21 protein-coding genes are annotated in these 20,317 nt (G+C 39.0%); 7 read left to right on the top strand and 14 right to left on the bottom strand.

The genetic code is table 11. From position 1 onward, the window contains the following. Window positions 1–57: 57 nt before the first annotated feature. Window positions 58–1,257 (top strand): nucleotidyltransferase, encoded by a 1,200-nt coding sequence (locus BBI08_RS11505; protein ID WP_065528116.1) that lies wholly within the window; start codon window positions 58–60, stop codon window positions 1,255–1,257. Here the strand turns inward: BBI08_RS11505 and BBI08_RS11510 are convergent. From BBI08_RS11510 to rsmD, 3 genes are all read right to left on the bottom strand, one after another. Next, a complete protein-coding gene (locus tag BBI08_RS11510; protein WP_008498030.1) occupies window positions 1,245–2,270 on the bottom strand; it encodes a SepM family pheromone-processing serine protease in 1,026 nt (341 codons plus the stop codon). The two genes, BBI08_RS11505 and BBI08_RS11510, sit on opposite strands and share 13 nt — an antisense overlap. A 72-nt stretch (window positions 2,271–2,342) precedes the next feature. Then, a complete protein-coding gene (gene coaD, locus BBI08_RS11515; RefSeq protein WP_008498031.1) occupies window positions 2,343–2,822 on the bottom strand; it encodes a pantetheine-phosphate adenylyltransferase in 480 nt (159 codons plus the stop codon). Then, on the bottom strand, window positions 2,815–3,390 hold the full coding sequence (rsmD, locus tag BBI08_RS11520) for a 16S rRNA (guanine(966)-N(2))-methyltransferase RsmD (protein ID WP_008498033.1): 576 nt from the start codon (window positions 3,388–3,390) through the stop codon (window positions 2,815–2,817). The genes coaD and rsmD overlap by 8 nt, the downstream gene beginning before the upstream one ends. Window positions 3,391–3,473: 83 nt before the next feature. On the opposite strand from rsmD, the gene BBI08_RS11525 reads away from it, so the two are divergent. Further along, a complete protein-coding gene (locus tag BBI08_RS11525) occupies window positions 3,474–3,854 on the top strand; it encodes a DUF7147 family protein (RefSeq protein WP_040850910.1) in 381 nt (126 codons plus the stop codon). Here the strand turns inward: BBI08_RS11525 and BBI08_RS11530 are convergent, their stop codons facing one another. Then, window positions 3,855–4,127, bottom strand: a complete 273-nt coding sequence (locus tag BBI08_RS11530; RefSeq protein WP_008498036.1) for a YlbG family protein — start codon at window positions 4,125–4,127, stop codon at window positions 3,855–3,857. 131 nt (window positions 4,128–4,258) lie between these two features. On the opposite strand from BBI08_RS11530, the gene BBI08_RS11535 reads away from it, so the two are divergent. Continuing rightward, window positions 4,259–5,167, top strand: coding sequence for a glycerophosphodiester phosphodiesterase family protein (locus BBI08_RS11535; RefSeq protein WP_008498037.1), 909 nt, complete (start codon window positions 4,259–4,261; stop codon window positions 5,165–5,167). A 56-nt stretch (window positions 5,168–5,223) separates the two neighbouring features. Here BBI08_RS11535 and BBI08_RS11540 read toward each other — a convergent pair whose 3' ends face one another. Next, window positions 5,224–5,670, bottom strand: coding sequence for a YlbF/YmcA family competence regulator (locus BBI08_RS11540; RefSeq protein ID WP_008498038.1), 447 nt, complete (start codon window positions 5,668–5,670; stop codon window positions 5,224–5,226). Between the two features lie 74 nt (window positions 5,671–5,744). Here BBI08_RS11540 and BBI08_RS11545 point away from each other — a divergent pair, with 74 nt between their 5' ends. Continuing rightward, on the top strand, window positions 5,745–6,227 hold the full coding sequence (locus BBI08_RS11545; protein ID WP_065528117.1) for a PaaI family thioesterase: 483 nt from the start codon (window positions 5,745–5,747) through the stop codon (window positions 6,225–6,227). 4 nt (window positions 6,228–6,231) lie between these two features. On the opposite strand, the gene BBI08_RS11550 is transcribed toward BBI08_RS11545, so the two are convergent. Then, window positions 6,232–7,296, bottom strand: a complete 1,065-nt coding sequence (locus BBI08_RS11550) for a CAP domain-containing protein (protein WP_008498039.1) — start codon at window positions 7,294–7,296, stop codon at window positions 6,232–6,234. A 144-nt stretch (window positions 7,297–7,440) separates the two neighbouring features. Here BBI08_RS11550 and BBI08_RS11555 point away from each other — a divergent pair, with 144 nt between their 5' ends. Together BBI08_RS11555 and ytvI are read left to right on the top strand one after the other, a co-directional pair. Next, a complete protein-coding gene (locus tag BBI08_RS11555; RefSeq protein ID WP_008498040.1) occupies window positions 7,441–7,806 on the top strand; it encodes a YugN family protein in 366 nt (121 codons plus the stop codon). Window positions 7,807–7,889: 83 nt separating this feature from the next. Continuing rightward, window positions 7,890–8,945: a sporulation integral membrane protein YtvI gene (ytvI, locus tag BBI08_RS11560; RefSeq protein WP_008498041.1), complete on the top strand. Its 1,056-nt coding sequence runs from the start codon at window positions 7,890–7,892 to the stop codon at window positions 8,943–8,945. A gap of 85 nt (window positions 8,946–9,030) precedes the next feature. Here ytvI and BBI08_RS11565 read toward each other — a convergent pair whose 3' ends face one another. From BBI08_RS11565 to cyoE, 7 genes are all read right to left on the bottom strand, one after another. Continuing rightward, window positions 9,031–9,492 (bottom strand): DUF420 domain-containing protein, encoded by a 462-nt coding sequence (locus tag BBI08_RS11565; RefSeq protein ID WP_008498042.1) that lies wholly within the window; start codon window positions 9,490–9,492, stop codon window positions 9,031–9,033. A gap of 26 nt (window positions 9,493–9,518) precedes the next feature. Beyond that, window positions 9,519–10,442 carry a cytochrome c oxidase assembly factor CtaG gene (gene ctaG / locus BBI08_RS11570; RefSeq protein WP_065528118.1) on the bottom strand — a complete coding sequence of 308 codons (924 nt, stop codon included), beginning with the start codon at window positions 10,440–10,442 and terminating at the stop codon, window positions 9,519–9,521. A 219-nt stretch (window positions 10,443–10,661) separates the two neighbouring features. Beyond that, a complete protein-coding gene (gene ctaF, locus BBI08_RS11575; protein WP_065528119.1) occupies window positions 10,662–10,994 on the bottom strand; it encodes a cytochrome c oxidase subunit IVB in 333 nt (110 codons plus the stop codon). Continuing rightward, window positions 10,994–11,620, bottom strand: a complete 627-nt coding sequence (locus tag BBI08_RS11580; protein ID WP_008498045.1) for a cytochrome (ubi)quinol oxidase subunit III — start codon at window positions 11,618–11,620, stop codon at window positions 10,994–10,996. Before BBI08_RS11580 ends, ctaF begins: the two co-directional genes overlap by 1 nt. Beyond that, the gene (locus BBI08_RS11585) at window positions 11,610–13,490 is read right to left on the bottom strand and encodes a cytochrome c oxidase subunit I (protein WP_008498046.1); all 1,881 of its coding nucleotides are present in this window, start codon (window positions 13,488–13,490) and stop codon (window positions 11,610–11,612) included. Before BBI08_RS11585 ends, BBI08_RS11580 begins: the two co-directional genes overlap by 11 nt. A gap of 30 nt (window positions 13,491–13,520) precedes the next feature. Continuing rightward, complete coding sequence (gene coxB / locus BBI08_RS11590) at window positions 13,521–14,603, bottom strand: cytochrome c oxidase subunit II (RefSeq protein WP_008498047.1); 1,083 nt, start codon at window positions 14,601–14,603, stop codon at window positions 13,521–13,523. A 51-nt stretch (window positions 14,604–14,654) separates the two neighbouring features. Continuing rightward, window positions 14,655–15,572 carry a heme o synthase gene (cyoE, locus tag BBI08_RS11595; RefSeq protein WP_008498048.1) on the bottom strand — a complete coding sequence of 306 codons (918 nt, stop codon included), beginning with the start codon at window positions 15,570–15,572 and terminating at the stop codon, window positions 14,655–14,657. A 303-nt stretch (window positions 15,573–15,875) separates the two neighbouring features. Here cyoE and BBI08_RS11600 point away from each other — a divergent pair, with 303 nt between their 5' ends. After that, a complete protein-coding gene (locus tag BBI08_RS11600; protein ID WP_205847835.1) occupies window positions 15,876–16,838 on the top strand; it encodes a COX15/CtaA family protein in 963 nt (320 codons plus the stop codon). A 35-nt stretch (window positions 16,839–16,873) separates the two neighbouring features. Here BBI08_RS11600 and pyc read toward each other — a convergent pair whose 3' ends face one another. Further along, window positions 16,874–20,314, bottom strand: coding sequence for a pyruvate carboxylase (pyc, locus tag BBI08_RS11605; RefSeq protein WP_065528120.1), 3,441 nt, complete (start codon window positions 20,312–20,314; stop codon window positions 16,874–16,876). Between the last annotated feature and the right edge of the window lie 3 nt (window positions 20,315–20,317).

The following is a 20,317-nucleotide window of genomic DNA, read 5'->3' on the forward strand; positions in this document are numbered from 1 at the left end:
TCACTCTATTTCAAACATCGGTATACTAAAGTTAATTCTACCAAAGAGGTGAGTAAAATGAAAGCTGTAGGAATTATTGTTGAATACAATCCTTTACATAATGGTCATCTTCACCATGCCCAACAAGCGCGTGCTGAGTCTGGGGCTGACCTTGTCGTTGCTGTTATGAGCGGGCAGTTTCTTCAGCGCGGAGAACCGGCATTTGTCGATAAATGGACACGTACTCAAATGGCACTTGATGCTGGTATCGACTTGGTCATTGAACTTCCTTATATTTATGCAACCGCTCAAGCTTCTGATTTTGCTAAAGGCGGTGTCGCATTACTTGACGCAATTGGTTGCGAATCTTTTTGCTTCGGAAGTGAACAAGGTCAAATAGCTCCTTTCCTGAATTCGCTGCAGCTATTAACTGAGCATGCGGCTGAATACCAAGCGTTTATCCACGAAGCTATCCAAACTGGAATTAGCTATCCAAAATCCTTGAACAATGCCTATCTTGCGCTGACAGGTGGGCAGCCTGGCTTTGCCGATTTGACACAACCTAATAATATTTTAGGGTTTCATTACCTTGAAGCGGCTCAACGCCTAAGTTCTTCTATCAAACCACTGACTATTCAACGGATTGGTGCTAATTTCCATGACCCAATTACAGTAGGACTGCCGATTGCAAGTGCTACTGGCATCCGTGAAGCTTTCTTTAAAGGAAATTCAGTAGAAGAACTGTCCACGTATATGCCGGAAAGTTCAATTTCCTCATTAAAAAAAGCAGAAAAAGAATACGGCAAATTTGGCAGCTGGGAGCAATTTTACCCGTTACTTCGCTTTACGATTCTACGTGAAGGTCCCGAAAACTTGAAACTTTATGCCGAAGTAACAGAAGGTATTGAAAACTTAATCTACCAATCAGCAAAAACAGCAGACAGCTTTGAAATTTTCATGTCTCTTGTCAAATCAAAGCGCTATACCCGTACACGAATACAGCGGATGCTAACGCATATCTATACAGGCTTCACGTGGCAAACCTTGCATTCTTTTCAGTTACCTAGCTATATCAGACTTCTTGGCATGTCGGAAATCGGAAAAAGCTATTTAAATCACAAAAAAAAGAACATCTCGCTTCCCCTTATTAGTCGCGCAGCTGATCTGAGCGACTCAATGGGAAAACTAGATATTCACGCTACTACAATGTATTTACAAGGAATGGAATCTGTCCATTTGAAGAAAGAATTTACGACTCCTCCGATTTATCGAGGCTGAAGCTCCTCCAAAAATCCTATAGCATCTTCAATTGTGTCTACAGGAATAATTTTCATGTCTGTGCCGATTTTCTCTGCAGTTTCGACAGCTATTGTATAATTGCTATCGCCACCACCTTCTACCGGTTCGTTTGGTGCAAAGAAAATATCGATATCTGCAGAATCGGCTGCCATGATTTTTTGGTCAATGCCTCCGATTCTTCCGACAGAGCCGTCACTTTCCATTGTTCCAGTGCCCGCAATGTCATAACCTTTTGTAATGTCCTCATCTACCAACTGATTGAGAATTTCGAGTGTGAACATTAACCCAGCTGACGGACCTCCAATCTTCTCCGAATCAATTTCAACTTCAGGAGTCGTTTGGATGCTCTTATCTTCTACAAACGAAATCCCTAAGCCAATACGTTCCGGATCAGTTGGCAATGGTGCCAATTTGATGTCCGTGCTAATTTCTCGCTGCTCTCTTTCGTAAAGAACTTTTACTGTTTCTCCATTTTCCTTATCACTTAAGTAATCAATTAGCTGTTGCATCTCTGTGTATTTATTGCCATCAATTTCAAGCACTCGATCGCCTGGTGCTAAAACTTCATCCGCTGCCCCACCTTTTAGGACATTTAAAACAAAAACTCCATTATTGCTAATTTCAAAAGGTAATTCTGCTTGTTCAAAGGCTACTTGCAATGCATTTACTTGTGAGTCAGACATCAGCTTCAATTGACGTACGTTGTATTCTTCATCGCTTTCGTGTGGACTACGTACCTGCTCAGGTTGCAATACTTTATATCCCTCACGGATTTTCGCCCAGACGTATAAAGCAGGGGTTGCTGTCAACATTGATACGGTCATCAAACTGAGCGTTCCTTCGTCGTCTTCATCTCCACCTACAACTTCAACTAATGGCGATAACTCATAAGCTCCGCCCGGTCTTGTTACATAAGAATCTAGCTGATAAGAGGATAAATAAACGACAAGCGCCATCACGATGACAAAAATGAGTAATCGTTTGTTTTTCATATTGTTCCACCCTTCAGAGATCCATCCACTTACTTATTTTTTGAAATTAGAAAAAGCCACGAAATTCGTGACTCATTGAAATTTTAAATGAAGAGCTTTTTCGACAGCTTCTGGCACTAAGCCCGTAATATTGCCTTGGTATTTCGCTACTTCTTTTACGATACTCGAACTTAGGAATGAATATTGATTGTTTGAAATCATGAACAAAGTTTCAATATTTTCATTTAAAAATCGGTTCATAGATGTAATTTGCATTTCGTATTCAAAATCACTGACTGCACGCAATCCACGAATAATCGCATTTGCTTTTACTTCAACCGAATAATCGATTAAAAGGCCAGAAAAGGAATCTACTTTGACGTTTGGAATAGACTGCGTCACTTCCGCAATTAAATTCATTCGTTCATTCACATCGAATAAAGGATTTTTTGAAGAATTGTTCATAACAACCACTTTTACTTCATCGAAAATAGTAGACGCTCTTTTAATAATATCCAGGTGTCCCATTGTAATTGGATCGAAGCTACCTGGAACTACAGCGATTTTAGTCAATACGTTCTCCCTCTTCCCCTTGGTAACGGTAAATTGAAATAATTGTACTCCCGTAAAGCTCTTTCTTATACCGTTCAAAATACTTCGTACGATCCGGCAACTCTACATCTCGATCATGTTCACAAACAACAATCGCATCTTTTGTCACAATGCCTAATTCTCCTGCTTTGTCCATCAGTTCATAAGATTTCTTCATATGATAAGGTGGATCTAAAAATAACAATCTCGCTTGAACTCCGTTTTTTTTGATTGCTTTTACCGCACGCTCTGCATCTGCCCGGTGGACTTCAGCACGATCGGTCAACCGAACCTTTTCTAGATTAGCGTGGATTGTTTCAACAGCACGTTTATCTTTATCAGTGAAAATAACATGGTCAATTCCTCGACTTAGTGCTTCGATGCCGAGTCCACCACTTCCTGCAAATAAATCTAATGCGTATCCACCGTCAAAAAAAGGACCAATCATATTGAAAATAGACTCTTTTACTTTGTCAGTTGTCGGCCTGGTCGAATTGCCAGGTACCGCTTTCAATGGTATTCCTTTTACAGAGCCTGCTACAACTCGCATACTATCGCCTCTAACTTTATTGATTTTCTTGATGCATTTTAATCACCTAATGGTAAAATGAAAATTGGAAAGGACGTGAAATGATGATTCAACGTTTTATTGAGTTAGGTGAAGGGTACGGAGATATCTATGAACTCCGTGAACTTATCACAAGTAATCAACAACGCTTTATGCATGGATTTGTATTTATTGCGACCAATCCACAAGGTCAAGAGGTCTTATCAATTGCAGCGGCATTCAAACCCGCATCAGAAGGAAACTTCATGCCAATCTATCTTTGCCGCGAAGGAATTCCAATGGATTCTAAGCGCTTAGCAGTCTTTGAACAAACTGTTTCCAGTTTGGGACATAAGCCGATCAAAATGGAAGTTAAGCACTCATCCGTGTATGCAGATAAAAAATTCTATCATAACCATTTAATTTCAGTTTTAAGATTAAATCATTATATTCCGCCGATGCAATAATCAAAGACCGATTTTGTAATCGTATTCTTTTGCTTTATCAGGCTTGGCATTTTCATATTCGGTTTTTAAGAATGGGCGATAAGATTCTAACACTTGTTTGACATAAGGTAATTTATTTAATTTTGTTTTAGTCGCTTCGATGACTTCTTGATCCATATAAAGAACCACGTATTTTAATTTTCGGGAGATAAAATGAACATGCCCGAACTTTCTTAACGATTTAGCTTGTTTCAAATGATGCACATAGACAATGAGACCTTGGCGATCATGCATAACTATCCCTCTTTTCTTAGCTTCTAGAATACCATATGAAAGAAAAAAGCCGCAACCGAATAAACTGACAGCATAGCCCTCTATTCGCTATACTGTTTTTATGATAGAAATCCAGGGAGGGAATCTACAGTATGGGAAAAAAGACAAAAATCGGTTTAGCAGCTGCAGCTGTTGGAGCAGCAGCTTGGGCTGGCTCTAAAGTTTTGGCTAATCCTAATCAACGTCCCGCAAAAGAAGTTTTAAATTACGACCGACCAATTGTTCTTGCGCATCGTGGCGGCTCTAAATTAGCACCCGAAAACACACTCGCTGCATTTAACCGTTCAGCCGAGCTCGGCGTTAATGGCTTTGAAGTTGATATTCGTATGACTAATGACGAAGAAATCCTCGTTTTCCATGATGAATACATCGATCGGACAACAGATGGTGCAGGTAGAGTGGCTGATTTGTCTCTCGACCAGTTAAGAGCTTTTGATTTGGGATATCACTTTATTGATTTAGAAGGTCAACATTCTTATCGTGAAAAAAACGAAAAAGTTGTATTGCTACGTGAACTGTTTGAAAAATTTCCGCAAATGTACATTAATATTGATATTAAAGATGCTCCTGAAACGTACGAAGGTAGTTTAGTGCCTTCCAAATTGTGGCGCTTGATTGACTCGCTTGGAGTACATGACCGAGTAGTTGTAACTTCTTTTTATGATGAACAAATCGATCGCTTCAATTTGTATGCCCAAAACCGCATAGCGATTGGTGCAGGTGAAAATGAGATTAGAAAAGCTTATACAGCTTTTACTAGTCAGTTCGGTCATTTATATCAGCCTCGCGCAGATGTGTTCCAAATTCCTACGAAGTCTTCTGTATTCCGATTGGATTCTGCTCGATTTATTGCGTTTCTTGAAAACTTGAATATTCCAGTACATTATTGGATTATAGATGAGCCTGAAGCGATGAGAGCGTTAATCGCTTCAGGAGCGAAAGGCATTATTACCGATCGACCTGATCTAGCTTTGTCACTTATTTCAGAACTTGAAGTTTAATTGGTAAAAAAAAGTGCAACGCAAGCGTTGCACTTTTTTTATGTAACTATTCATAATTAAGCGGAACAAGAACAACCGCCGCCAGTACCACAGCTTCCACCACAAGAAGAATCTGATGAGAAGAATGGGTTTGTGGACGGGATTTTGACTGCCTCGGATACTGATCTACCAATGATGAAGCTTACTTGATCGATTAAATCTTGTAATTCGTTTTCCATCAACCGCAGGTTGGCCACTTTTTCATTTAAGTCTAAGCGACGCTTATCCACACGGATTTGCTTCATTACCCGAGAATATTCAGGGTGGTATTTTCCAAAACGCTGAACTTCTTCGTATTGGTCTTTTAATCTGGCGAAAGCAAGAATTTCATTCGCCAGATTTTTATCGTTATAGACAGATGCATGAGCTTCTCGATAAAGGTCAGCTTGCTCTGATTGTAGGATCATTTGGCTTAACTCGTCTGCAAAGTCAGTTATTTTAGCCCATTCGTAAGTCATAATCATAGCATTTCCTCCTTTACGCTTTAATCATAGCAGATATTTTTGCATTTCACTACAGACTTGAAAGGATTGTCAAGATGAGTACACTCCCCGAGCAATTTGCACGCATAATTGAACAAAGCAGCGATGAAGATATTAACATTTTGACCGACTACTTAAGAAATTTCGAAAAAAAGCAGCAAGGTGAATTTTCTACCTATTTAAGTGCAAGTTTAAATATGACACGCACCTTAGATGACCAGTCATCTGTTGTTTCAATACCGAATACCCCTTTTATACACAATAATATGGCAATACCTCACGGCGGCATCCTTGCAGTACTAATTGATACAGCAATGGGGACTTTGGCAAACAGCACGTGTCCTGAGGGGTTTAGCGCTGTAACAACCAATTTAGCCATCCATTATCTATCGGTGGCAGATGAAGCCTCTATAAGCGCTCATGCACGTATTATCCGCAATGGTAGACATACTATGGTCATAGAAGGCAATATTTTGCAAGAAGATGGCAAGCATATAGCTACAGCTACCGGCTCGTTTTTTATTGTTCCAAAAAAATAGCCTGTTATTGCTCAGAGGCAGTAACAGGCTTTTCTTCAAGAAAAATTTGAGTGTAGTACTTGCCAAACACGCCGACTCCAGTCTGGTCGTATTGATCGCTGAGTAAAGTTTTGCGATGAACATCTGAATTCATCCAGCCATGAACAGTTTCTGCTGGATCATAATATCTTGCAGCTGTATTGACAGCTGCCTGTTTAAAATTGATATCACTTTCTTGGAGTCGGGCGTGCAAATCTTTGAACTCTGTTTCTTCTGAGGTAAAATTTTGTCTAGCCATGTCTTCACTGTTTGCACTTGCCACCATGCTTACTTGCGGATTAAAAGTTAGCGATTGTATTTGATGTTTAAGGCGATATATATTTACAAGGTCCATCACCTGCCTAGCGTTTGCTTCATCTATTGATTGTTGCATTTCGGATGATGGTGTTTGCACCGGTAGCAACTCGCCAGAGAACATCATGTCGTATGGCATATGTCGAATCAAGGTTTCCGCATCCATAAACCGAACCGCCTCTAACACACGGTCGATGGAATCAATGTATAACTGTGCATAAACATCATCAAACTTCACTAAAATACGTTTGTCCATATCTTCAGCAGTGACATTAAATGTGTAAATACTCGTGTCGTATTTAACAGTTACTTCGTTTTCTAAAATAGTAAATCGATATAGATCATCAAGACTTTGCCCTATTTTATATGGCGTTGCATCTATCGCAGCTCCTGTTGTATACACTTGAATTACCCTACCGTTTTTTATCCCTGCCATCGTATAATGGGCGTAACTCGCATTGTATACCCACCAATCATATCCGTATGCCGATGGTTCTATCCGTTCAGGTTGTCCATATTGCTCAATCCATTTGTCGCTAGTTTTTCCTATAAAACTTGAAATCCCTTTTACAGGACGATCTACATCTAAAGATTCATCTGTAATTTGGTCACTAGGCAATGGGTCTGCTTTGTGGGGAGCTTCAAGAATATCATTTTCATTTATCGATGGATCCAAGTAAAACAAACCGATAAGAACTATCGATAGAAATATCATAATACGCATCAAGTCTTTCAATCGAGCAGCTCCTTTACTATTGTATCTTCTCCATTATACCAGTCGCCTCTACACTGACACAATCTAGCCATTGCAACAACTTAAATTATGATCTATTATTAAAGGAGTATGTAGTCTTTTTTGTTATAGAGGAGGAGTGATCCTATGTATTTTGAAAATACAGGACTTGAAAACATTCACGTAGATATTGCTTTACTAGAAAGCATCATGAACAACCACGCCTTGACTAAAGAAGGCCAATGGGATTACGAGCGTGTCACTTATGACCGCAAGTTCATCGTACGCGAAGGCACTTATTATTTACGTGTATTTGCTTATGCTACTGATGGAGATGTCGATTCAAATGATGCGACAATGCGAGTTATGAAACCCGTACTTGGCAAGCACTATTATCCACATGGTGTAGAGTATGGTGAAGACGAACATTTCCCAGAACACTTGGTTAAAACTTGTATCGGAATTTTGGATTCTATTAAAAAAGAAGTCAAAGCTTTCGAAATCAGCGTATAAAAAAGTCCGCAGTTCAGCATTTGAACTGCGGTTTTTTTAAACAATCTATCATTATTTCAACTTCATAAGGAGGATTTCAATAAGTGAAGTGGTTAACGAAAAAAACAGTAACGATTGCTATTGTCTTAGCAGTCCTAATCTTAATATCAGTATACATATTACCCGTTTCGATCCCATTAATTGTGGCATTGATTACTGCTATATTTCTAGAACCTTTTGTAAATTTCATACATAAGAGATTCAAGTGGCATAGAAAATCTGCTGTTATATCCGTATTTATATTGTTTTTATTAGTTGCATCGGCTCTACTTTACTGGATTGTCACGCAATTAATAGGAAGAATTATACAATTTACTAAAATGGTACCGGAATATACTAACTCATTGTCTATCATGTGGGACGAATTTCAACGCTTTTTCTTCCGTTCGACAGAAGATATGCCTGTTGAAGTTGTTTCTTCCTTTGAAACTGAACTAGTAAGTTTCATGGAAGGAATCCGTAATTGGGTGTTGTCTATTATTAATTACGACACTGTCTCTAATTTATTGACAGGTATTCCATCATTTCTTGTTAGCTTTATCGTATTTTTAATTGCATTATTTTTATTCATGCTCGACTTGCCTGATTTAAAAACTTTGCTTTTCAAACGGTTGAAAGATTCAACTGCGGAAAAAGTCCGCTTTATGTTTGCTCGCTTAAATAAAGTGATTTTTGGTTTTTTAAAAGCTCAATTTCTTGTAAGTTGTATCATTTTTATCGTTTCACTTATAACATTAGCGTTTATCGTACCAGAATACGCACTTGTTATGTCGCTGATCATCTGGATTGTTGATTTCATTCCTATTTTGGGCTCAATCATCGTTTTAACGCCTTGGTTTGCTTATGAATTCATCATGGGTGATGTTGTGTTCGGAACCCAATTAGCTGTCTTAGCACTCGTACTGTTAGTTATTAGACGAACGGTGGAACCGAAAGTTATGGGTACGCAAATTGGACTGTCTCCTCTGGCAACTTTAATCGCCATGTTCATTGGACTTCAGCTTCTAGGATTTCTCGGGTTCTTTATTGGACCGTTAATTGTGATTCTCTTTACGTCAGCACGCGAAGCAGGAATGATAAAAATAGATTTCAAAGTATAAAAAAAGAACCCCCTTGGGTAGTGACCCCTTAAAGTTAGATTTGAACTCTAACTTTTGTGGTGCACTACCTTGAGGGTTCTTTTTTTTATCCACCTAAAATGGCTTTAAATACTGAAGTAGTATGGCCACCTTCGTAAAATACATAAAGTAGTAAATAGACCATAACACCTGTTATAGCTGTCGAGAACCACACGATACTCGTGAATGGTCCAATTTTACGGTGTTTAGCCAATTGGTTTTTCCATCCCCAGTAAATCGTGATCAAGCCCATAATGCCGCCTGTTGTCGCCAATGTGATGTGGAATATTAGGAATACTGTATAAAACACTTTTAACTCATCAGGTCCACCAAACGCAGTATTTCCGATGAATATTGTTCGAGACATGTATATGATAAAAAACGTTAATGCAGCAACACCTGCTGCCACCATGACTTTCTTATGAGCTTCAATTTTACGACGACGAACTAAATTCCATCCAATCGCTACTAAAATTGCGCTTAATACAATAAAAAACGTACTAATCGTTGGCAAAAGCGGCAAATTCATTATAAGTTATTCTCCTTTATGGTTCGTTATGCGTTATGTCTATGGTAATCCATGTTTTTGCGATCTTGCAACGTTTTCGCAGTAATTTCATCTGCGTTATCTGTCTCATTTCGTAGCCACTCATGGAAAACCATCCAAATGAAAGCTGTGAAAACAAGTTCTTGAATAATTTTCATTGTAATTCCGCCTGTACGTTGATCTTCAAGCGTTGACATGTTTGAAAATAACTCTGGACCAGACAAATTCAGCTGAGATAATGTTCCTGCTGGCACACATAATGCCATAGCTTGTAACCACGCTTCACCATCTGTATAAGTGGCGTAGAAAGGAGTACCACTAAAGATTATCATTGCACATGCTGGAGTTACTAATACACTCAAGCCAAACAAATAACCCAATTTTTTCAAGCCATGAAACTTATGCATTCCTTCAACATTATTGACCACTGGCCACCAATAAAAAAAAGCAGACATGAACAATACAATATTGACCGCGCCATGGAGCCACATATCTTTTTTAACAAAATCAAAAACCATTGGAATATGATAGAACGAGAAAACCATGCCAAACAAAATTAAAGCTAACATTGGGTTTGCAAAGAAATTGAACAATGGTTTAATAACCGGAAGAACGATAAAAGTTTTCCAAATATAAGTTGGAATGCCCATGATTAATAACGGCACTGCTAATAGCAACAATAACGCCATCTGAACCATATGCATGGTAAATAGAATATGTCCATATAAATCGACTGGTGAACCTTTTATGATGTAAAGCAAAACCATTCCCGAAACAAAAAAAGTAGCTTCTTTAGCGGTAAGTGGTTGATTTTCTTTAAACTTACCACGCCACTTTACAGTGATTAAGAAATATAAAATCGTTACCAAAACGAGGACTGCTAAGTAAACGGGACTCCATAAAGCTTGAAATCCGAAGATACTAATCGGCATGTTATGGTACCTCCTTTTCCTCAAGTACCCTCATTATATAGCTGCTAGCAAACTATATCAATGAACGAACTATGAACAATTAAATGTATGAACGTTTGAACCTCATCTATAATTTCTCTTTAGCTTGCCTTTAAAATCGTTTGAACCCCTATCTCAACGGTGCAACTATATTCACGCAAAAACCCCTTACCTTTTAAGGTAAGGGGTTTAAACGAAAGCCTACCACCAAATGATTGTAACAAAAGTTAGAACCGTGATAAAAGCTACAAACATACCAGAGAACATAAAGAACGCGATCATACCGTGTCCTTTACCACTCATATGCATGAAGTAGTAAAGTTGAAGAACTACTTGAATACCTGCCAATAATAGGATGATAGGTACGATCAAGTAAACTGAGAATCCAGCAGCAACCATTGTAAATGCAATTAATGTTAAGAAAATCATAATTGCGAAAGTAGCCAAATTGCCTCTCATTTCATCTGCTCTTTTTTTCTTAACATATTCAAATTCTGCCTGCGATCTTACATGTACGTGTGTATCGTGTGCCATTATCCGATCACTCCCATCAAATAGACGACAGTAAAGATGAATACCCAAACTACGTCAATGAAATGCCAGTATAAAGAAGCAAGATAGAATTTTGGTGCATTATACATGTTTAGTCCACGTTTTGCGTTACGAAGCATTAATGCAATAAACCAGCTAAGACCAAACAATACGTGAGCACCGTGTGTTCCAACAAGTGTAAAGAACGCTGAACTGAATGCACTATTCGTATAGCCGAATCCTAAGTGGACATAGTGGTTAAACTCATAAATCTCTAAGCCTAAGAAAGTTAAACCAAGCATTACGGTAATCGCTAGCCAAGCTTGCATGGCTTTAAAATTATAGTTTTTCATATGGTACATTGCATAAACACTAGTTAGTGAAGAAGTTAAAAGAATCATCGTCATTGCAAAAACAAGTGGTAGTTCAAAAAGTCCAGCGGCAGAAAATTCCATGCCGCTTGGCCCTTTATCTTTTAATGCAAGGTATGTTGCAAAAAGTGAAGCAAACGTTACTGTCTCTGCAGCTAGAAGCAACCAGAAACCAATAAACTTATTTTTACCTTCTAACGTAGCCGTCTCAGGATGATCAGGCCAAGATTGAGGAGTATATTTTTGATTAATGTCCATCTGTGTTGCCTCCTTTCGCATCTTCTAGTAATTCTTCTTTTGTAATGTGAAAGCCTAAGTCATCTTTCAACGAACGTAGTAGCATTGAACCGAACATTAATACTAATCCGCCGATCAATACTGCTAATGCCCAAGGCTTGCCGTCTAAGAAATATAGTGCTCCGAATGATGCGATAAACATTCCTAGCGAAATTACGAAAGGAATAATTGAACCATTTGGCATGTGAATATCGCCAAGAGGTTCAGCGAAGATCATACCTTTTTTATTGCCATCCATTTTTTCGATCCAGTACGTGTCAAGTCCACGAACTAATGGTGTTTGTGCAAAGTTATAAAATGGCGGGGGAGATGGAATTGCCCATTCTAATGTACGGCCATCGCCCCATGGGTCATTGCCGACACGCTCATTTTTAACGATTGTCATCACAACGTTTACAAGAAGAATAATGACACCAGTCGCCATCAATACTGCACCAGACGAACTGATTGCGTTGAATAAATCCCAACCTTGGTCAGCTCCGAACGTATAAACGCGACGTGGCATACCCATTAAGCCCAAGAAATGCTGAATAAAGAATGTTAAATGGAATCCAAGGAAGAAGAACCAGAATGTCCATTTCCCTAATTTTTCACTAAGCATCGTTCCAAACATTTTTGGCCAGTATAAATGTGTACCTGCTAAAATCGCCAATACAACACCACCGACAATAACGTAATGGAAGTGAGCTACGATAAAGTAAGAATCATGCAATTGATAATCCAAAGGTGCGATTGCTTGCATAACCCCTGTTACCCCACCCGCTACGAAAGTAGGAATGAAAGCTACAGCATAAATCATTGGTACTGAAAACGAGATGTTCCCACCCCAAATAGTTAATAACCAGTTAAAGATCTTAATACCTGTTGGAACAGCAATGATCATTGTCGCTAAAGCAAATACTGCGTTAGCTGTTGGCCCTAAGCCGACTGTGAACATATGGTGAGCCCAAACCATGAATCCGTAAAAACCGATTAGGATTGTAGCGAAAACAAGTGCAGTGTATCCGAAAAGACGTTTACGAGAGAAGATTGCAAAGATTTCAGAGAAAATACCGAAAGCTGGTAAAATCAAAATGTAAACTTCAGGGTGACCGAAAATCCAGAATAAATGTTCCCAAATAATCGTGTTACCGCCCATTTCAACTGCAAAGAAACTTGCACCGAACAAACGATCAAAGATCATGAAGAAAAGTCCCACTGTAAGTGGTGGGAATGCCAATAAGATCAAAGCGGAAGCAACAAAAGTTGTCCATGTGAACAATGGCATTCTCATGTAAGTCATACCTGGCGCACGCATATTAATAATCGTTACAAGAAAGTTAATCCCTGCGATTAATGTACCAAAACCAGATATCGTTAATCCTAGTGCATAAAAATCAATACCATGACCTTCTGATGCCAGTGCTAGCGAAGCGTAGTTCGTCCAACCTGCATCTGGTGCGCCACCCATAAACCAAGATAGGTTTAAGAAAATTCCACCAAAGAAGAATAACCAAAATCCAAGTGAGTTTAAGAATGGAAAAGCTACATCACGTGCGCCAATTTGCAATGGCATAACGGCGTTCATGAAAGCTAATAATATCGGCATTGATGCCAAGAAAATCATAGTCGTACCGTGCATTGTTATAACTTCGTTAAATGTTCCAGCACTTAGGAAATCATTCCCTGCTTTAACTAACTGGATACGGATCAACATTGCTTCAATACCACCGACTAGGAAGAAGAAACCTCCTGACATGAGATAAAGAATCGCAATTTTCTTATGGTCGACCGTTGTCATGAAGTCCCATATTGTAGCGCCGAAGCCCTTTTTTTGAGCAATAGAACTCACACTGTTAACCTCCCTTTTTTAACTTTTATTCTACTCTTCTACTGATAAGCCCATTAAATAAGCTGCAAGAGAATCGAGCTGTTGTTCAGAAAACGGTTCACCGTTATTTAATGCTTCAGGATCTGGCATTAAGTTACCAGGTTTGTATTCTTGTGGATCTGAAATCCATTTTTTAACATTTTCTTCGTTATGCTCTAAGTATCCTGCAACGCGGTTACGGTCACCAAATGTTGCCAAGTTAGGACCAACGCCTCCAGTAGTTCCTGCACCCGAAGTAGCGTGACAAGCGATACAGCTTTGTTCGAATAATTCTTGACCCTCTTGAGCTAAAGCGTCTTCAGCAGGTTTAGCTTCTGCCTGCATTGCTGTTACCCATTGGTCAAACTCTTCACGATCAACTGACTTCACTTTGAAATCCATCAATGCGTGAGAAGGTCCACAAAGCTCAGCACATTTACCGTAGAATACGCCATCTTCAAGTTCTGAAGATTCTTGGTCAAATTCTAAATAGAAAGTGTTGACGTTTTCAGGGTTTACATCCAATTTACCACCGATAGACGGAATCCAGAATGAATGTTTAATATCCGCGGAAATCAAGTTAAAGTATACGCGTTCATTCGTCGGTACAACCAACTCTTGAGCAGTTACAATTCCTTGTTCAGGATATTCAAATTCCCACCAGTAAAGGTTACCAGTTACGTTAACTGTTAGATGAGACGAGTTACCATCTTCCGCCTCAACGTCCATTGTTGAAACGTCAGCCAAGTCAAATGTTGAATAAACTGTTGGAACTGCAAGGATTAATAGAAGGACGATTGGAATTGCCGTCCAGATAAATTCTAATTTCGCACTTCCTTCAACTTGTTCAGGAATCATGTCTTCTCCCACTTTTGAACGGCGGAATTTAACAATAGCTAAAATAAATATGATCAATACAACAACGATAACAAACGTCATTATAATTGATGATAAGATCAATAAGTTAAATTGATCTTGAGCTACTCTACCTGCTGGTATTAATGTCGAAATCTCTTCACGTCCACATCCCGCAAGAAATACTAATAACGTGGACATCAATGCGAAAAGTCGCCATTTTTTAATTCCTTTCATCATAGCTTGTCATACCCCTCTCTCATTTAAATAGTTTCTTTTTAGAAATGGTTTTTAGATGAAAACAGCAAAAATGATCATCGAAACAAATAGAATGGTCATATAGTTCAATGAATAAATAAACATTGTCTTCGCCCATTTCAAATCATCTTTCGCTTTAAATCCTCGAATAGCCAATACTAACCACCCGATATTTAAAAGTGTAGCTAAGATGATGAAGCCTGTCCCAAGTTCCATTAATAAGAATGGCAGAGGGAAAAGCATTACAACCCATGCAAGCATCGATTTCTTTGTTCTGTGAAAACCTTTTATTACCGGTAGCATAGGAATATTCGCTGCCCGATACTCTTCCGTTCTCTTCATAGCCAAAGCATAAAAATGCGGTGGCTGCCAAATGAACATAATAAGGAATAATGCCCAAGCACCCACTCCAAGTGTCGGTTCCACTGCAGCCCATCCGATTAGTGGTGGTATTGCACCAGAGATGCTTCCAACAATCGTATTGCTGACATAACGTCTTTTTGACCACATGGAATATAAAATAACATAAGCAAAAACTCCAGCAATCCCTAATACACCAGCCGATACAGAAGCGGAGAACAAAAATATTTCGCCTATAACGATGAAAGAAATAGCTAGTGCCAGGACAGCTGATGGCTTGAATCTTCCTGTTACTGTCGGACGCCCTTTCTTACTTTCCATTAAAGGATCTATATCCGTATCAATATAGTTATTCATCGCTGCAGATCCTGCAATAATCAGCGCTGAACCGAAAATGGTGTAGACAAGGATATCCAGCTCGTTAAGAAAATGTCTGTTGGAAAACTGAAATGCGAGCCACAAACCTGTAAAGACTGTAATTAAATTAGAATTGACAATTCCAATTTTGATAAGTGCCAAAAAGTCTTTAAGAAATGTTGACGCTTCCGGTTCTTCGTGTGCATCTGCAGACATTGCCCGGCCATTTGACATATAAGTCCCTCCTTTCAAAGTTGTAAGCATATTCCGCTAACCATAACTATATCTAAATTCCAGTTGTTTTTCTACATATAACTGAAATTTCCTGATAAAAGAGATGATTTTCACGTAATTGGTCTCACTCTATACATCTCCTATCATACCCTAACACTTACACTATTTTAAGATAGAAAAAAAATAGTTTTTGAACAGTTTGTGAAGCTCCAGTTATTATGTCCAAATCTTGAAAGTTTCTACTATTGTTGATTTCTCGTTGTATTATGAGGAAATATTCGCTATTATCGAGTATGCAGGTATATGGACGTTGAAAAGTTTTCTATAGAAAAAGTAGGTGGTATTTTGCAGCAAAATAGATATATAAAATGGTTTGCCGTTGCGGCTACTATAGGCATGTTGTTAATACTTCTTGGTGGAGCCCTTGTTACTAAGACCGACAGCGGTATGGGATGTGGACGAAATTGGCCAGATTGTAATGGGAAATTAATTCCAGACAATATTACAACGGAAGTGTTAATCGAATTTTCTCATCGTCTGGTCACTGGCGTCGTTGGTCTATTAATCGTGATTCTGGCTGTATGGGCTTGGAGAAAGTTCGGACATGTTCGAGAAACAAAATTCCTTGCTATTATGGCTGTATTCTTTTTAGTCTTACAAGCATTAATAGGGGCAGCGCAGGTGCTATGGGGACAAGGTGACTTTATCCTCGCCCTTCACTTCGGTATTTCCTTACTATCGTTTGCCTCTATATTATTATTGACACTTCTAATTTTTGAAGTAGACCGGAAGTTTGATGCAGATCGTTTGCAAATCGGTAAAAAATTACGTTTCCATACAATTGGTGTCGCTTTATATTCTTACATTGTGGTTTATACGGGCGCATTAGTTCGGCATACGGATTCCAGTCTGATTTGTTCTGATTGGCCATTATGTCGAAACGACGATTTTGCATTGCCTAGCAATATGTACGAATGGGTGCAAATGGGTCACCGTGCAGCAGCCGGTTTGATCGTCATTTGGCTAGGCTATATTGCTTGGCACGCTATTAAGCATTATAAAGATCAACGTGTTATTTACTGGGGTTGGACAATAGCTTTCATAATCGTTCTTCTTCAAGCAACAACAGGTATGCTAGTTGTATTGACAAAACTAAACTTAGTTGTCGCGCTACTCCATTCGTTGCTAATTTCAATGCTGTTTGGCTTGTTATGTTATATGGTATTGTTGGTATCTCGAAGTCGAATAAAAAAAAATTCTAAATAAGAACAAGGTAGGCGCATAATGCGCCTACCTTGTTTTTATTTTTTCTCCATTTCTATCAACAGATCACCTGTTGAAATGCCATCACTGGCAACTACATGGATATCTTGAATCGTTCCATCAAATGGCGCTTGAACAGTCGTTTCCATTTTCATGGCTTCTGTCACGAGTAAATGATCGCCACGTTTTACTTTGGTTCCTTTTTCTGTGAGCACTTTTAACACAGTACCTGGCATGGTTGCCGCAATATGACTTTCGTTTGTCGGATTTGCTTTCGGTTTAGCCGTGCTATCCGCTTCTACTGTCATATCTTGAATGCTTACTTCACGAGGTTGACCGTTTAGCTCGAAGTAGATGATGCGCGTTCCGTCTTTTTGCGGTTCACCTATGGAAACCATCTTAACCATCAAAGTTTTGCCTTTTTCAATTTCAACTTCGATTTCTTCGCCTAATCTCATTCCGTATAAGAATGTCAATGTATCTAAAACGGACACATTACCAAATTGAATATTGGTAGCTGTATATTCATCGAATACTTTCGGATATAGCGCGTAAGCTAAAATTTCATGGCTTGTTAAAGGACGTTCTAATTTATCGTACAAAGTCTTTTTGATTTCATCGAAATCTGCTGGCTCTAAGAGTTCACCTGGACGAACGGTAATTGGCTCACGTTCTTTCAAGATGACTTTCTGCAACTCTTCTGGGAATCCACCATGTGGCTGGCCGATATATCCTTCAAAGAATTCGATAACGGATTCTGGGAAGTCAATTGTTTTCCCACGAGAAATGACCGTTTCTTCATCTAGCTCATTTTGCACCATGAACAATGCCATGTCTCCGACTACTTTTGAAGAAGGTGTTACTTTCACAACATCTCCGAATAACATGTTAACGCGAGAATACATCGATTTAACTTCTTCCCAGCGCAATCCTAACCCTACAGCTTTTGCTTGTTGTTGGAGATTGCTGTACTGTCCACCTGGCATTTCATGTTCATAAATCTCTGAATGCGGGCTATTCATGCCGCTTTCAAAATCAACATAGTATTTACGAACATCTTCCCAATAATGAGACATTTTTTCGAGGTTTTTCACATCTGATCGAATTTCACGGTTTCCACCACTCATCGCGTAATGAAGGGAACTTGCACTTGGTTGTGATGTAAGACCTGCCATCGACCCAAGAGCTGTATCAACGATATCCACTCCTGCTTCAATCGCTTTCGAGTACATATAAATTCCGTTACCACTTGTATCATGTGTATGAAGGTGAATTGGCAATGACACGGTATCTTTAAGTTCAGATACTAAACGATAAGCCGCTTCTGGTTTTAACAGACCTGCCATATCTTTAATCGCTAAAATATGTGCGCCTGCTGCTTCTAATTCTTTTGCCATATCTTTATAATATTGCACCGTGTATTTGTCTCGACTCGGATCTAATATATCTCCTGTGTAACAAATCGCTGCTTCTGCGATTTTGCCAGATTGACGAACTTCATCAATCGCCACTTCCATACCTTTGATCCAGTTTAAACTATCGAAAATACGGAATACATCGATTCCTGCATCTCCCGATTTACGGACAAATTCACGAATGACATTATCTGGATAATTTTTATAACCTACCGCATTTGCACCGCGGAACAACATTTGGAACAACACATTTGGAATATCTTTTCGAAGTTTGATCAAACGTTCCCAAGGGTCTTCTTTTAAGAATCTGTAAGACACGTCAAAAGTGGCGCCTCCCCACATTTCAAGAGAAAACAAATCATGTTGCAAACGTGCAGTTTCTTTCGCAATTTCAAACAAATCATGCGAGCGAACCCGTGTAGCAAGCAACGATTGATGCGCATCGCGGAATGTAGTGTCTGTGATCAATACCTCTTTTTGTTCGTGAATCCATTTAGTTAATCCTTCTGCTCCTTGTGAATCGAAAATCTGCTTCGTACCATTTGGTGCCGGAGCTAATAAATCCACTTCTGGTTTACGTGGAGCCGTATGGATTGGTTTGTTTTTCTTCTCAATTCCCGGGAAACCGTTGACCGTTACGTTACCGATATAGCTCAATAACTTAGTCCCACGGTCTTGTCTCACTGGGAATATAAACAATTCTGGCGTTGTATCGATAAAGCTTGTATCAAATTCGCCTTTTATAAAGTTCTTATGTTTTACCACATTTTCTAAAAATGGAATATTTGTTTTAATCCCACGGATTCGGAATTCTTGCAAGTTACGGTCCATCTTAGCTGCAGCTTCCTTGAACGTTAATGCCCAAGTTGAAACTTTCACTAATAGTGAATCATAATAAGGTGAGATTATTGCTCCTTGGAAACCATTTCCTGCATCCAAACGTACGCCAAATCCACCACCTGAACGATAAACCATTAGCTTTCCAGCATCAGGCATAAAATCATTTAATGGATCTTCAGTAGTTACACGCGACTGAATTGCGAAACCAAATAATGGAATTTCACTTTGTTGTGGGATCCCTATTTCTTCACTGTGAATCATATGTCCTCTAGCAATATGGATTTGTGCATGGACAATATCAATTCCGGTAATCATTTCTGTAATCGTGTGTTCGACTTGAATACGTGGATTTACTTCAATAAAGTAAAATTCGTTGTTGGCTACAAGAAATTCGACAGTGCCGGCATTTATGTAGTCGATATTTTTCATTAATTTAACTGCGGCATCACAAATTTCGTTGCGCAATTCGTTACTAATTGAGTTTGAAGGGGCAATTTCTACAACTTTTTGATGACGGCGTTGAATTGAACAATCTCTTTCATACAAATGGATGACGTTTCCTTCTGAATCGCCTAAAATTTGAACTTCAATATGTTTAGGTTTTTCGACGAATTTTTCAACATACATTTCATCTGAACCAAAAGCAGCTTTTGCTTCAGATTTTGCACGTTCGTAAGAGGATGCTAATTCTTCATGAGATCTGACAATACGCATTCCGCGGCCACCGCCGCCAAGAGATGCTTTAATCATTAATGGAAAACCTGCTGTTTTACTGAATTCTTCAACTTCCTCTAAAGACTCAACTGGGCCATCTGTACCTGGAATAACCGGAATACCAGCCGCAATTGCTTGAGTACGTGCTTTAACTTTATCACCGAACATATCCAAATGTTGCGAAGTCGGACCGATAAAAACAATCTCTTCTTCTTCACAACGTCTTGCAAAATGGACATTTTCCGATAAAAAGCCGTAGCCAGGATGAATTGCATCTACATTCGAATCTTTTGCTATACGGATAATATCTTCAATATCCAAATATGCATCGATCGGCTTTTTACCCTTGCCTACTAAATAGGATTCATCGGCCTTATAGCGGTGAAATGAACCACTATCTTCTTGAGAATAAATCGCAACTGTTTGAATTTTCAGTTCTGTACAAGCGCGGAAAACCCGAATAGCGATTTCTCCGCGGTTGGCCACCAAGATTTTGTCAATCTTCTTCACACC

This window comes from Planococcus halocryophilus (assembly GCF_001687585.2).
GTDB lineage: Bacteria > Bacillota > Bacilli > Bacillales_A > Planococcaceae > Planococcus > Planococcus halocryophilus.

Bases quoted from the DNA above. Each gene is read 5' to 3' on its own strand.
- BBI08_RS11565 (WP_008498042.1), bottom strand. From the start codon at position 9,492: ATGAATTTGCCGCTTTTGCCAACGATTAGTACGTTTTTTATTGTATTA.
- coxB (WP_008498047.1), bottom strand. From the start codon at position 14,603: ATGATGAAAGGAATTAAAAAATGGCGACTTTTCGCATTGATGTCCACG.
- BBI08_RS11600 (WP_205847835.1), top strand. From the start codon at position 15,876: ATGGACGTTGAAAAGTTTTCTATAGAAAAAGTAGGTGGTATTTTGCAG.
- ctaG (WP_065528118.1), bottom strand. From the start codon at position 10,442: ATGCCGATTAGTATCTTCGGATTTCAAGCTTTATGGAGTCCCGTTTAC.
- BBI08_RS11545 (WP_065528117.1), top strand. From the start codon at position 5,745: ATGAGTACACTCCCCGAGCAATTTGCACGCATAATTGAACAAAGCAGC.
- BBI08_RS11505 (WP_065528116.1), top strand. From the start codon at position 58: ATGAAAGCTGTAGGAATTATTGTTGAATACAATCCTTTACATAATGGT.
- BBI08_RS11530 (WP_008498036.1), bottom strand. From the start codon at position 4,127: ATGCATGATCGCCAAGGTCTCATTGTCTATGTGCATCATTTGAAACAA.
- BBI08_RS11555 (WP_008498040.1), top strand. From the start codon at position 7,441: ATGTATTTTGAAAATACAGGACTTGAAAACATTCACGTAGATATTGCT.
- cyoE (WP_008498048.1), bottom strand. From the start codon at position 15,572: ATGTCAAATGGCCGGGCAATGTCTGCAGATGCACACGAAGAACCGGAA.
- BBI08_RS11580 (WP_008498045.1), bottom strand. From the start codon at position 11,620: ATGGACATTAATCAAAAATATACTCCTCAATCTTGGCCTGATCATCCT.
- ctaF (WP_065528119.1), bottom strand. From the start codon at position 10,994: ATGGCACACGATACACACGTACATGTAAGATCGCAGGCAGAATTTGAA.
- BBI08_RS11510 (WP_008498030.1), bottom strand. From the start codon at position 2,270: ATGAAAAACAAACGATTACTCATTTTTGTCATCGTGATGGCGCTTGTC.
- BBI08_RS11535 (WP_008498037.1), top strand. From the start codon at position 4,259: ATGGGAAAAAAGACAAAAATCGGTTTAGCAGCTGCAGCTGTTGGAGCA.
- rsmD (WP_008498033.1), bottom strand. From the start codon at position 3,390: ATGCGAGTTGTAGCAGGCTCTGTAAAAGGAATACCATTGAAAGCGGTA.
- BBI08_RS11540 (WP_008498038.1), bottom strand. From the start codon at position 5,670: ATGATTATGACTTACGAATGGGCTAAAATAACTGACTTTGCAGACGAG.
- BBI08_RS11525 (WP_040850910.1), top strand. From the start codon at position 3,474: ATGATTCAACGTTTTATTGAGTTAGGTGAAGGGTACGGAGATATCTAT.